Genomic DNA, 13,482 nt, shown 5'->3' with positions numbered 1-13,482 from the left:
TGGCTAGTCCCACCCCTCCAGTTCGGCTTCCAGTTCGTCGACCTCGGCCTGGCTCAGTCCGGTCAGGGTGAGGTCGGAGGGCGTGTGGCGGCTGACGGCCCGGCCGCCGGCGCGGGCCGCGATGTCGGCCAGCGCCTCGTCCCACAGCTCGGCGACGCGGTCCAGGTCCGCCGCCGCGAGCCACCCGGCGGGGGCGCTCCAGGCGGCCTGGATCTCGGGGCCCGCGGCCCCGTCCCGTACGAGCACGTCGAGCGTCAGCCCGTGGCCGGCCGGGGTGCGCGGGTCGCGCCCGTCGCGGAGCGCGTCGACGCCGGGCAGCAGGGTCCAGTCCGCGTCGCCGCGGCCGGGCAGGCGTCCCAGGTAGTTGAAGAGGATCTGCGGCCGGGCGAGGGCCGCCAGTTCCGGTCCGGCCGTCGGGTTCAGGTGGCGCAGCAGGCCGTGTCCGAGGCCGTCTCCGGGGACGGCCCGGAGCTGTTCCTTGACGTGCATGACCGCGACGTCCGCCGCGCCCGTGGCGGCGGTCAGCCGTACGGGGTGGATGCTGGTGAACCAGCCGACCGTACGGGACAGGTCGGCCGGCCGGCCGTCCGTCTCGCGGCCGTGTCCCTCCACGTCCACGAGTACGTCGTCGCCCGCCGGGATGCCGCGCTCGCGGCGCCACCGGACGACCGCGCGGGCCAGCGCGGTGAGCAGCACGTCGGGGACGGTGCCGTGGACCGCGGCGGGCGCGTCGGTGAGCAGCGGGGCGCTGCGGGTGTGGTCCAGCACCTGGTACCGGCGGCGGCTGGTGCCCGCGGTGTCGGTCGCCGGGTCGAGCGGGCGCGCGCCCAGCGGCGGGTCGTCCGTGCTCAGCACGTCCTTCCAGTGGGGCAGTTCCGCGAGGCGGTCCGGGTGTCCGGCCTCCTCGCGCAGCAGGCTGCTCCACCGCCCGAACGAGGTGCCGACCGGCGGCAGTTCGGGGGCCGCGCCGGCGTCGTGGGCCTGCCGGGCGAGGGCGAGGTCCCGCAGCAGGGTGTGCCAGGAGGCGCCGTCCACCGCCAGGTGGTGCACCACCAGCAGCAGTACGCCGGGCCGGTCGCGGCCCGCGTCGAACCAGCAGGCCCGGAGCATGGCGCCGGACCACGGGTCGAGGCGGGCGGCCGTCTGGGGGAGGTGGGCGGCGGCGCGGGCGGCGAGCGTGGTGGGGTCGGCCGGCGGGCCGGTGACGTGCTCGACGAGCGCGGCCGTCTCGACGCTGCCCGCGGGAGCGATGTCGAGGTGCCACCGCCCGCCGTCGTCCACCAGCCGGGCCCGCAGCATGTCGTGGTGGTCCACCAGCGCGCCGAGCGCCGCACGCAGGCCGTCCTCGGTGAGGCCGACCGGGGCGCGGACGAGGACCGACTGGTGGTAGGTGTCCACCGGGCCGCCCAGTTCGCACAGCCACTCCATGACCGGGGCCGTGCTGACGGGCCCGGTGACGGTGTCATGGCCGGGTGTGCCGTGCGGGTCGGTCTCCTCGGGTGGCGCGGGCTCGGCGACCCGTGCCAGACCGGCCGGTGTCTCGTGGGCGAAGACCTGCTTCAGGGTGATCGCCCAGCCGGACTCGCGGGCGCGGGCGACGAGCTGGATGGCGGTGATGCTGTCGCCGCCGAGGTCGAAGAAGGCGTCGTCCGGGCCCGCGTCGGGTGTCCCGAGGACGTCCCGGAACAGGGTGAGCATCGCGGCCAGGGCGTCCTGGCCGGTCTCGCCGGAGGTTTCCGGCACCGGCTGCCGCGGCTGCTCGGCCGGGACGGCACGTACCGGCCCCACGGGGGTGGTGCGGGGCCACCGGCGGGCGGAGCGCGGGGCCGGGCCGATGGCCGCGTGCGGCTCGTCCGCGGCCGTCTCCAGCAGGGCCCGCAGCGTCCGCTGGACGTGCGCCAGGTCCTCGGCGTCGTACCGCGCGGCGCTGCCGTCGACGTCGAGGCTCAGCCCCGCGCCGTCCTGGCGGCCGCAGACCCCGACGGCGAGGTCGTCGACCGGTCCGTTGGAGAGGTTGTGCGCGGTGACGGCGTGGCCGCCGAAGCGGAAGGCGTACGGGAAGGTCATGACGTTCACCAGGGGGCCGGTGGCGCCCTGCTCGCCGACGGCGTACCCGAGGTCGCGGTGGAGGTCCTCGGAGCGGTACCGCTGGTGCGGCAGCGCCCGCTTGATCTCCTCGGCGGCCTGCCGTGTCAGCTCCGCCCAGGTGGTGGCGGGGCGCACGGCCAGCCGGACCGGGACGACGTTCGACAGCATGCCCGGGGTGGCGCGGGCGAGCGCGCCCCGGCGCGCGGTGACGGGGAGCGACAGGAGGACGTCGTCGGCGCCGGTGGCGTGGTGCAGGCAGGCGGCGACGGCGGCCACGACGGCCGGTGCGACGGAGCGGCCCAGGGCGGCGCGCAGCCGCTCGGCCGGGCCGGCCGGGACCTGCCCGGCGTGGCGCAGAACGGGCGCCCCGGCGTCCCGGGGCAGGCGGGAGAGCGACACGGGCGCCGGGCGGTCGGCCAGCTTCCGTGTCCAGTGGTCCCGGTCCGCCGCGAAGGCGGCGGACTCACGGTACGCCTCCTCGTCCGCCAGGAGGGCGGTCAGCGGCGCGAACGGCGCCGCCTCGGGCCCGTCGGCCGGCCGGCCGTACAGGTCGGCGACGCGCTGCGCGAACAGGGCGGCGCCGAACCCGTCGATGGCCAGGTGGTGGGCGCGCTGGTACCAGAAGTACCGGTCCGGGGCGATCCGGAACAGGCAGACCGTGCAGGCCGGTTCGCGGGTGACGTCCAGCGGCCGGGCCAGGTCCTGGCGCATCCACGCCAGCGCGGTCCCGGCGGCCCGCTCGTCGGCCGCGAGGTCGAGGTGGTCCACCCGTGGCGCGGGGCCCCGGCGTACCGACTGCCGTGGTCCGGCCGGGGTGTCGGTCACCCGGACGCGCAGCGCGTCGGTCTCCGTCCAGGCGCGCGTCCAGGCCGCCCGGAAGGCGTCGGGGTCGACCGGTCCGGCGATGTCGAAGTACTCCGCGATCTGGTAGCGGCCGCCCTTGGCGCCGGCCTGGTCCGCGAACCAGATGCCGAGCTGCGCCCGGGACAGCGGCAGAAGGGCGTCGGCGGTGCCGGCCATGTCAGGCTCCGCCCCCGCCCGCGGTCCCGGCGCGTACGGCGTCGGGCCAGCCGTCGGGGTCCGCACCGAACTGGCACAGGAAGGCGTACACCAGGCGCTCCAGGCCGAAGCCGACGCAGGCGCTGCGGACCGGCCCGTCGTCGCCCTGGTCGATGCCGAAGCCGCGGCCGAACAGGTCGTCGTGGAAGTTGAAGGAGCCGACGGCGATGCTCCGGTCCGGGGCGACGTCGAGCCGCAGCTCGTACTTCAGCTCCATCAGCCGCTGCGACCAGATCCGCTCGGAGGTGTCGGCGGCGCAGAAGAACGGGTCGTTGCCCACTTCGCAGAAGCCGCTCAGGCCGAGGTCCGTGGCGTAGTCGAAGACGGTGCGCATGAACGTCTCGCGGGCGGCGAGCACGGCGTCGCGCGGGCCGAAGAAGACGATCTCCCGGATGGTGAAGTCCCAGAGGCGTTCCAGGGTCGTGGCGTAGGCCGCCTCGTAGCGGAAGGACTTGCCCCGGGAGGTGACCACGTGCACCCGGCCGGCCTCCAGGTTCCGGCCGCTGTACTGGTGGAAGGTGTGGTAGCACATCGTGGGCGGCAGGCAGTAGTCCACGTTCCGGCACGAGGCGAGGACGGCGGCGTCGATCCCCTTGCCGCCGTACGCGGCCCGGAACTCCTCGTACACGTCGATGTCGTTGTGCAGCCGGGTCACGAACATCAGGTGGTGCGGGAAGGAGGCGAAGTAGCCGGCCGTCTCCAGGGCGCGGGTGCTGATGAGCGTCGGATAGCGGTACTCGGCCGCGGTGAAGTGCCGCGCGAGCAGGCCCTTGACGGCCCGGTCGAAGTAGGCGAGGAGGGACAGCAGGGGCTCCCCGAGGGCCACCTGGCCCTCGCCGACCGCGCTGACCGCGCCGGTCTCCGCGAGCCGGGCGAAGGTGCCGCCGTCCTCGACGGTGCGCCGGTGCGGTGAGGTCCACACCGACTTGGGCGCGGTCGGCCACTGTTTGCGTACGTCGGCGTCCACCAGCCGGTTGACCTTGTCGGCCACGGCGGCCCGCGCCAGTGGCCGCTGCGACAGCAGGGTCACGCCCCGTACCTCGCCGCCCTCGGTGACCAGCTCGAATCCGCTGATCTCCGGTGAGACGAAGTACAGGCGCCGCTCGATCTCGGACGCGAGACCGTCCGGTACCGGGGTGTGCAGGTCGATACGGGTCCGGCAGGGCCCGGTGCCGTCGGCGGCGGCCGGCGGCCCGGCCGGGGGGTACGCGTGTGTCATGGGTGGCTCACTCCTGGCCGGACGGGATGACGGGGCGAAGGGGGCGCGCCGGTGGCGCTGGTGCGGGGCGGCCGTGCGGCGGGCCGGACGCCCGCCGCGCCGCGCGGGCGGCCGCTCAGGCGGCCGCCGCGGTCTTCGCGGTGACCAGGTCGGCGATCCCCTTGACCGAGCGGAAGTTGTCGAACTCCATGTCCTCGGGCCCGAGCCGCAGCGAGAACTCCCGCTCGACGAAGAGGGCGAGCTGCATCGCGAAGAGGGAGTTGACGAGCCCGAGGGCGAAGATGTCGTCCTCGTCGGCCAGTTCGTGGCCGCCGAGCTGCGGTGCCAGGAACTCCTTGACCCGGTCCCGCACGTCGTCGTACGTCATGGTGCTCTCCTTGGGGTGGAAGGTGCGTTCAGTAGGTGTAGAAGCCGCGGGAGGTCTTCCGGCCGAGCAGTCCGGCGTCGACCATCTTCTGGAGGAGCGGCGCGGGCCGGTACTTGCTGTCCTTGAAGCTCTCGTACATGACCGTGATGGAGTTCAGGATCGTGTCGAGGCCGATGAGGTCCCCGGTCTCCAGCGGCCCCATCTTGTGTCCGAAGCAGCCCTTGAACATCCGGTCGACCTGCTCGGCCGTCGCGACCTGGTCCTGTACGCAGAAGATCGCCTCGTTGATGGTCAGCATCAGGACCCGGTTGGTGACGAAGCCGGGGGCGTCCTGGACGACGATGCCTTCCTTGCGCAGGTCCCTCAGCAGTCCGAGCCCCGCCTCCAGGGTCGCGGCGGAGGTGAAGTGGCCCTGGACGACCTCGACGGTGTCCATGAGCGGCACCGGGTTCATGAAGTGCATCCCCAGCACCTCGGCCGGACGGCCGGTGACCGACGCCACCCGGGTGACGGGTACGGCCGAGGTGTTGACGCCGAACACCACGCCGGGGCGGCAGACGGTGTCGATACGCTCGTACACCGCGCGCTTGACGTCCCAGTTCTCGGTGACGTTCTCCACGACGAAGTCGGCGTCGCGCAGTGCCTCCAGGTCCGTGCCGCAGGCGACGCGGCCGAGGACGGTGCCGGGGTCCTCCTTCGGCTGCCCGCCGCGGAACAGGCCCTGCATCCGCAGGTCGCGTTCCATCTGTTCGCGGGCGCTCGCGAGCTGGCTCTCCGCGATGTCGACCAGGATCACGTCGAACTCGGCCTGGGCGAGGGCCTGGGCCACGCCGCGGCCGATGGTTCCGGCGCCGATCACGCCTACTGTCCGCACGTTCACGCACTACCGCCTTCGGGGGATCGAGTGGGTGGGAAGGGGAAAGGGGCCGGGTCGGCCGGTGCCGCTACCGGGCGGACCGCAGGTCGTCGACGAGCCGCCCCAGCGCGTGGACGGTGGGGCCTTCGTAGACGATGGTCAGCGGGACGGCGAGGGCCAGTTCCTGCCGCAGGCGGTGCACGACCTGGAGCCCCAGCAGGGAACTGCCGCCCAGTTCGAAGAAGTTGTCGTGCACGCCGACGTCCGCCACGCCCAGCAGTTCCTGCCAGACCTCCGCGACCAGCCGTTCGGTGTCGGTGCCGGGCGCGACGTAGGGGTTGCGCAGGGTGGGCCGCTCGTGGCGGCGGGCCGGTGCCGGGGTGTCCGCGGCGGGCGCGGCCCACTGGTCCCGGCGGCGGATCAGGTCGCCGGTGGACAGGATGGTCTGGGGCTGCGGGACGCTCTCCAGCAGTGCCCGGGTCACCCGGCGGCCCTCGTCGGGGGTGAGGGCGAGTTCCTGGACGGCGGCGCCGATGCCGTCCGGTGTCTGCGGCCCGAAGCGCCAGGCTTCCCAGTTGACGCTGGTCCACGGCCGGCCGGGGCCGTGGTGCCGCTGGGCGAACGCGTCGAGGACGGCGTTGGCGGCGGCGTACGCGGTGAAGCCGAGGCCGCCGAGGAGCGCGGCGACCGAGGAGCACAGGACGGCGAAGTCCAGTTGCTGGCCGGCCAGTACCTCGTCGAGGACGTAGGTGCCGTACAGCTTGGGGGCGAAGTGCCAGTCGCTCTCCTGCTCACCCAGGTCGGCGACGACACGGTGCGCGCCGGGGCCGGTGGTGCCGGCGCAGTGCAGGAGGCCGTCTATCCGCCCGTACGCCTGGACGACGGTGTCCTTGACCTCGCGCATCCGGTCCAGGTCGGACACGTCGGCGGCGACGACCATGACCTGGCTGCCCAGGTCCTCCAGCGCGCGCACGGCGCCGATCCGCTCCCGTACCGCTGCGGGCAGTCGCGGATCGTCCCAGGCGTCGCGGTCCGGCAGTCCGGTGCGGCCGAGCAGGACCAGGCGTACCGGGTCCTGTTCGGCGATGACCCGGGCCATCAGCAGGCCGATCTTGCCGAGGCCGCCGGTGATCAGGTACACGCCGTCCGCCTTGACGGCGGTGCCGTCGCGGCGCGGGGGTTCGGCGGGCACGTAGGTGGGGGTCCAGCGGTGCCGGCCGCGCAGGGCGACGGTGCGGTCCCCGGGGGCCCGGGACAGATCCTCCAGGAGGCGGTCGATCGTGCCGGGCCCCGGCTCCTCGCCGTCGAGGCGCAGGTCGAGGTGGACGCAGTCGAGTGCGGGGAACTCCTGCGGGAGCACCTTGCAGGCCCCCTGGACGGCCGCCTTGGGCGGGCACAGCGGCTCGTCGCCGGTGACCGCGTGGACCTCGCTGGAGATCACGTCCCAGCGCTGGGGCCGGCTCATCAGCTCGGTCTCGGTGGCCCGGGCCCAGTGCACGAGGCTGTCGAAGCCGCGGTGGAGCAGGGCCCGTACGTCCTCGGGTGCGGGCGGGCGGCCCGCGTCGGCGCCGACGCTCCAGCAGTGCAGTACGCGGTCGGGCAGCGGGCCGCTCTCGCGCAGCGCCTCGGCCAGCCGGCCGTAGTGCTCCGGCCGGGCCGGGTCCAGGACGTAGTCGTGCTCCGTCTTGCGGTCCCAGGCGCTGCCCATGGACACCGTCCGCACGGTGGCGCCGCAGCTTTCGAGCCGGGCGGCGAGGCCCCGGCCGACGCCGTGTTCATCGGTGAACACCAGCCAGTGGTGGGCGGCCAGTTCCGCCGGGGAGGCCGCGGGGGCCGGGCCGGCCTGCTGCCAGGACGGCGCGTAGAACCAGCGGGACAGCTCCGGCCGTCGGCCTGGCGCCGCGTCCGTGGTCAGCGGCGCGGCTGCGGGTTCCAGCCAGTACGTGCGGCGCTCGAAGGGGTACGTGGGCAGCGGGACGCGCCGGGCGCCGGTGTGCGGCGGGAACGGGGTCTCGCGGCCCGCCAGCCACAGGCGGCCCGCCGCGGCGAGGAGGGCCGCGCGGTCGGTCTGCCCGTCGAAGGCGCCCGGCAGGGAGGCGACCACGACCCGGTCGGTGACGGTCCCGGCGGCCGGGTGCCGCAGGGCGTCGGTGGCCAGGGTCCGGCCGGGGCCGACCTCCACGACGGCGATGTCCGGCACGGCCCACAGGGTGCCGAGGCCGTCCGAGAAGCGCACCGGGCTGCGCAGGTGCCGGGCCCAGTACGCGGGGTCCGTGGCCTGCTCGTCGGTGATCCAGGTGCCGGTGACGTTGGAGACGAACGGCACCGCGGGCGGGTTCAGGCGGACCTCGCGGACGAGGGCGGCGTACGGCTCGACCACCGGGTCCATCATCGGCGAGTGGAAGGCGAAGCGGGTGGTCAGCCGGCGGGAGGCGATACCGGCCGCCAGCAGGCCGGCCGCGACCCGTTCGACGGCCGCGGTGGTGCCGGACAGCACACAGCTCTGCGGGCCGTTGACGGCGGACACACACACCTCGGTGTCCGTGTGGCGGGCCGCCTCGGCCTCGGACAGCGGCACCGCGAGCATGGCGCCCTCGCCCTGTTCCTCGATGAGCCGGGCGCGCTCGACGACCAGGCGCAGGGCGTCCGGCAGCGAGAAGACCCCGGCCACGCACGCGGCCACGTACTCACCGAGGCTGTGCCCGATCATCGCCTCCGGTTCGACGCCCCAGGAGGCCCACAGCCGGGTCAGGGCGTACTCGACGGCGAACACCGCGGCGTAGCCCAGCCGCGGCTGGTCGAGGGGGTGCTCGCTGCGCTCCGGCTGGAGCAGCATCCGGCGCAGGTCCAGGCCGCTGCCGGTGGTCCCGCCGGGGTTCTTGACGGCTTCGGTCAGGTGGGGGCGGATGTCCTCGCCGAGCAGCGGCAGCAGGAGGTCGGCACAGTGGTCCAGGGCGTCCCGGAAGACCGGTTCGCCGGCGTACGCGCCGGCGGCCATGCCGGGGTGCTGCGCGCCGAAGCCGGTGAACAGGAAGGCCACCGGCCGGTGCGCGACCCGGGTCTCGGCGGTGAGCAGCCGGCCGCCGTCCGGGTCGCCGAGGGCGTTCAGCGCGTCCTCGGTGCTCCCGCACACCAGCGTCCGCCGGTACGGGAACGCCTTGCGCCCCTGCTGGAGGGTGAACGCGACGTCCTCCAGCGGCAGTTCCGGGTGGGCGCGCAGATGGTCGTGGAGCTGTCCGGTGGCCGCTTCGAGGGCTTCGGGGCTCTTCGCGGAGAGCACCAGGAGCTGTTCGGCGGGCGTCTCGGGCCGCGGGGCGCGGGGGCGCGCCGGGGCCTGTTCGAGGATGAGGTGGGCGTTGGTGCCGCCGAGGCCGAACGAGCTGACCGCGGCCCGGCGCGGCCCGTCCCCCGCGGGCCAGGGCCGCAGTTCCGTGGGGACGTGGAACGGCCCGTCGGCCAGGTTGAGCCGCGGGTTGGGCTCCTCGAAGTGGAGTGACGGCGGGATGTCTCCGTGCTCGACGATCAGCACCGTCTTGATCAGCCCGGCCACGCCCGCCGCCGAGTCGAGGTGCCCGATGTTGGTCTTCACGGAGCCGAGGGCGCAGTGGCCGCGCGGCACGCCGGCGTAGGCGGCGGTGAGCGCGGAGACCTCGATGGGGTCGCCCAGGGCGGTGGCGGTGCCGTGCGCCTCCACGTAGCGGACGGTGTCCGGTTCGACGGCGGCGTTGGCGAGCGCGGTGGTGATGACGTCCGCCTGGGACGCGGCGCCGGGCGCGCTGAATCCGGCCCGTCCCGCGCCGTCGTTGTTGACGGCGCTGCCCTTGATGACGGCGTGGATGTGGTCACCGTCGGCGACCGCGTCCTGGAGGCGCTTGAGCACCACCATGCCGACGCCGTCGCCGCCGACGGTGCCCTGGGCGCGGGCGTCGAACGCCCGGCAGAGTCCGTCGGGCGCGAAGATCCCGTCCTCGCGGTAGTGGTAGCCGTCGCGGCGCGTCACATCGATGGCGACGCCGCCGGCGAGCGCCGTGTCGCACTGATACGACAGCAGGGCCTGGCAGGCCTGGGCGACGGCGACCAGGGAGGTGGAGCAGGCCGTCTGGACGGTGAGGGCGGGGCCGTTGAGGCCGAGTTTGTAGGCGACGCGGGTGCTGAGGAAGTCGGGGCGGTTGCCGATGACGACCTGATTGCCGCCCATCACGTCGACCGCCGCGCGGTTGGCGGCGATGTTGAAGAGCAGGTACGTGTTGTTCCCGGCGCCCGTGTAGACGCCGGTCAGGCCGTCGTCGCGCGCGGGGTCGTGCCCGGCGCTCTCCAGCGCGGCCCAGGCGCATTCGAGCAGCACCCGGTGCTGCGGGTCCATCAGCTCGGCCTCGCGCGGTGAGTAGCCGAAGAAGGCCGCGTCGAAGGTGTCGGCGTCCTCCAGGAGGTAGCCGGCCGGGACGAAGCCCGGGTCGTCGAGCGTCTCGGCGGGGACGCCGCGGGCGGCCAGTTCCTCCCGGTCGAAGCGGGTGACGGCACAGGTCCCCGCCTTCAGGTGGGTCCAGAACTCCTCGACCGTACGGGCCTTGGGGAAGCGCCCGGCCATGCCCACGACGGCGATGTCGAGGCTCTCCTCGAACGTGTCGGGCTCCTCGGGGGACGGCTCAGTCATCACGGCCTCGCTTCGCTCGCAACTGCTGTTGGCGGCGCTTCATCAGCGCGTTGTGCTGGACGGTCCGGGCCCGGTGGGCGGTGGGCGCGGGCCGGTCGGGGCGCCGCGAGAGGTAGGCGGCCTGGGCCCGTACGGAGGTGTGCTCGAACAGGTCGAGCAGGTCGATCTCGCGGCCCGCCACCGCCTGGAGCCGGTGCTGGAGTTCGACCAGGAGCAGGGAGTGCCCGCCGATGTCGAAGAAGTGGTCCTCGACGCCGATGTCCCCGGCCGGCAGCAGGTCCTGCCACACACCGGCGATACGGCGTTCCAGCTCGTTGCGCGGCAGCGCGGCGGATGCGTCCCGGCCGGGGGCGGTGGCGGCCGGGGCGGGCAGTGCCCCTCGGTCGACCTTGCCGTGCGGGGTGAGCGGCAGCGTGTCCAGGACCACCGTGGCCTGGGGGATCATGTGCGGGGAGAGCCGTTCGCGCAGGTGGCGCGCGAGGTCGTCGGCGGCGAATCCGGCGGGGGCGTGCGGCGCGACGTACGCCACGACCCGCCGGTCCCCCGGCGTGTCCTCCCGGATGACCGCCACCGCGTCCCGTACCCCGGTGTGACCGGTCAGCGCGGCCTCGATCTCCCCCAGGGCGACGCGGAAGCCCCGTACCTTGATCTGGTCGTCCCGGCGCCCGAGGAAGGCGAGGGTGCCGTCGGGGAGGCGGCGCACGAAGTCGCCCGTCCGGTACAGCCGGGCGCCGGGCCGGCCGCCGAGGGTGTCCGGGACGAAGGCGGCGGTGGTGAGGTCGTCCCTGCGGTGGTAGCCGCGGGCCAGGAGTCCGCCGCCGATGAGCAGTTCGCCGGGCACGCCGGACGGTACGGGCCGCAGGTCCGCGTCGACGACGTACGCCTGGGTGCCGGGCAGCGGGACGCCGATCGGCGCGGTGTCCCAGGCCGCGTCCAGGTGGTCGGCGACCGTGAGGGTCAGCACGCCCACCGTCGTCTCGGTGGGGCCGTAGTGGTTGAAGACCCGGCAGTGTGGCGCCAGGCGTTGCAGGTCGCTCAGCCAGCGCCAGTCGGACGCCTCGCCGCCGACGACGAGGACGCGGCGGGGCAGCAGTTCGGTGAAGCGGGGGGACGCCTGGAGGGCGCGCAGGTGGGACGGGGCGATCTTCAGGCAGTCGACGCGGTGCCGCTGTGCCCAGTCGGCCAGCTTTCCGGCGTCCAGGGCCGTCCCGTGGGGCAGCAGGTGCACCTCGCCGCCGGTGCACAGCGGCGGGACCAGCGCCGTCACGCTGGAGTCCACGGTGAGCGGCTGGACCATGGCGAAGTTCATCGGCGCGTCGATGCCGAGCCGGTCGATGACCGCGTACGTGTAGGCGACGAGCTGCCGGTTCTCTACGACGACCCCTTTGGGCCGGCCCGTCGATCCCGAGGTGTAGAGGAGGTACGCGGCGTGGTCCAGCGCTCCCGGCGGGGCGGGTACGTCGTGGCCGGGCCTGCCCTCCAGGGCCGACCAGGCGGCGTCGAGGGCGATGACGTCGTAGCCGGTGACCGCCGCCGGGTCCCGGGCGATGACGACGCGGACCGCTGCGTCGTCGAGGATGCCCGCCCGCCGTTCGGCGGGGTCCCGGGGGTCGACCGGTACGTACGCGCCGCCCGCCTTGAGCACGCCGAGTGCCGCCACCACCAGTTGCACGCAGCGGTCCATGCAGATGCCGACGGTCACCTCGGGCCCGGTGCCCGCCTCCCGCAGCAGGTCGGCGAGTTGGTTGGCCCGGTGGTTGAGTTCGCCGTACGTCAAGGACGCCTCCGGTGAACGCACCGCGACGGCGTCCGGGGTCTTTCCGGCCTGCGCCTCGAAGAGCTGGTGGAAGGCCGCGTCGGGGACGGCGGCCGCCACGCCGTTCAGCTCGGTGACCGTGCGCTCCTCCTCGGCGGTGAGCAGCGGCAGCTCCCCCAGTGTCCGGCCGGGCTCCCGCGCCGCGCCGTCGGCGAGCGTCGTGTAGTGCGCCAGGACGCGGCGGGCCGTGGCGCGGTCGAACACGTCCTCGGCGTACACCAGGTGACCGGTCACCCGGCCGCCGTCCTCCGTGCAGCGCAGCTCCAGGTCACCGTGGGCGGCACCGTTGTGGACGAGCGGGTACGCGGCCGTGACCGTGCCGAATCCGTCGGACGGCGGTGCGGTGTGGAACGCGAAGCCGGGCCGGCCGAGGACGGCCAGGAGGGGCACCGGCCGCTCCCCCGGCTCCCCGGCGTGCCGGCCGCCCGCGCCGTCCAGGGCGCGCTGTACGTTTCCCGCCAGTTCGCGGAGCGTCTGCGTACCGGCGACCGTGACCCGTACGGGCGTGATCGTTTCCCGGCCGTCGGTCGCGCGCGCCGGGGCCGGGGTGGTGACGACGATGTCCGGCTGCCCGCTGTAGCGGTGCAGCAGTGCCATCTGGAGCGCGAGCAGGACGGCGGGGAGCCCGGCGCCGCGGGAGGCGCCCAGGTTCCGCAGGGCGGTGACGGCTGCGGCGGGCAGCTCGAAGGGGAGCGCTCCGGCGGCGAAGTCGCGCCGGGCGGGCCGCGCACGGTCGAGCGGGAGTTCGGGGACGGGCGGCAGGTCCGCCTCGGGCTCCGGGGGCTTCGGGGCTTGCTCCGCCACCCTGGCGGGCCGGGGCCGGGTGCCGGTGACAGTGCCCGCGATCCCGGCGGATGCCGCACGGTACGCCGCGGCCGTGTCCCGCAGCAGGTCCCCGGCGGACGTGGCGTCGCCCACCAGCCGGTGGACCACGACCACCAGCAGATGGTCGTCGGCGGCGCACCGGACGAGGCAGGCGCGCGCGAGGGGCCCGGCCGCCGGGTCGAAGGGGGTACGGACCGCCGTGGCCACCAGCTCGTCGGTGCGGGAGGCACGCGCGTCCGTGTCGAGTGCGCTCACGTCGTGTTCGGCGAGCGGCAGTTCACCCACCGGGCCGGGGGTGCGCACCGGTACGCCGTCGACGGCCCTGAAGCGCTCACCGAGCGACGGCTGTGCGGCGGCCGCGGCACGCAGGGCGGCCGCGAGGGCGTGCGGGTCCAGTGCGCCGCGCAGCCGGGCCGCCACGGGCACGTGCGCGAGGGGGGCCTCCGGCGCCGAGCGGCTGATCAGCCACGCCTGCTGCTGGGCGGACGAGAGAGGCACCGGACCGGCCGGTGCTGGGGATAGCGTCATGGAGACTGCCTCGGGATCGTGGGGAGTCACGCGGTGACGGGGTGTCCGCGGATGATGGGGTCCACGGGTG

At 74.7% G+C, this 13,482-nt stretch carries 6 protein-coding genes; all 6 read right to left on the bottom strand.

The window, feature by feature from the left end:
• Window positions 1–3 precede the first annotated feature (3 nt).
• Window positions 4–3,108, bottom strand: coding sequence for a condensation domain-containing protein (locus ACH4EB_RS32925; protein ID WP_398351881.1), 3,105 nt, complete (start codon window positions 3,106–3,108; stop codon window positions 4–6).
• Between the two features lies 1 nt (window position 3,109).
• On the bottom strand, window positions 3,110–4,366 hold the full coding sequence (locus ACH4EB_RS32920) for a hypothetical protein (RefSeq protein ID WP_398351880.1): 1,257 nt from the start codon (window positions 4,364–4,366) through the stop codon (window positions 3,110–3,112).
• Window positions 4,367–4,481: 115 nt separating this feature from the next.
• Entirely contained in the window at window positions 4,482–4,733 is a 252-nt protein-coding gene (locus ACH4EB_RS32915) for an acyl carrier protein (protein ID WP_398351878.1), read from the bottom strand.
• A gap of 28 nt (window positions 4,734–4,761) precedes the next feature.
• Window positions 4,762–5,613, bottom strand: coding sequence for a 3-hydroxyacyl-CoA dehydrogenase family protein (locus tag ACH4EB_RS32910; protein ID WP_398351877.1), 852 nt, complete (start codon window positions 5,611–5,613; stop codon window positions 4,762–4,764).
• 64 nt (window positions 5,614–5,677) lie between these two features.
• Complete coding sequence (locus ACH4EB_RS32905) at window positions 5,678–10,243, bottom strand: SDR family oxidoreductase (protein ID WP_398351876.1); 4,566 nt, start codon at window positions 10,241–10,243, stop codon at window positions 5,678–5,680.
• A complete protein-coding gene (locus tag ACH4EB_RS32900) occupies window positions 10,236–13,412 on the bottom strand; it encodes an amino acid adenylation domain-containing protein (protein ID WP_398351875.1) in 3,177 nt (1,058 codons plus the stop codon). Before ACH4EB_RS32900 ends, ACH4EB_RS32905 begins: the two co-directional genes overlap by 8 nt.
• Window positions 13,413–13,482: the final 70 nt, after the last annotated feature.

The organism is Streptomyces sp. NPDC018045 (assembly GCF_044327445.1).
In the GTDB taxonomy this organism is placed as follows: Bacteria; Actinomycetota; Actinomycetes; order Streptomycetales; family Streptomycetaceae; genus Streptomyces.
The sequence above is the reverse complement of the archived record's forward strand: the minus strand, read 5'-3'. Positions and strand labels throughout refer to the sequence as shown.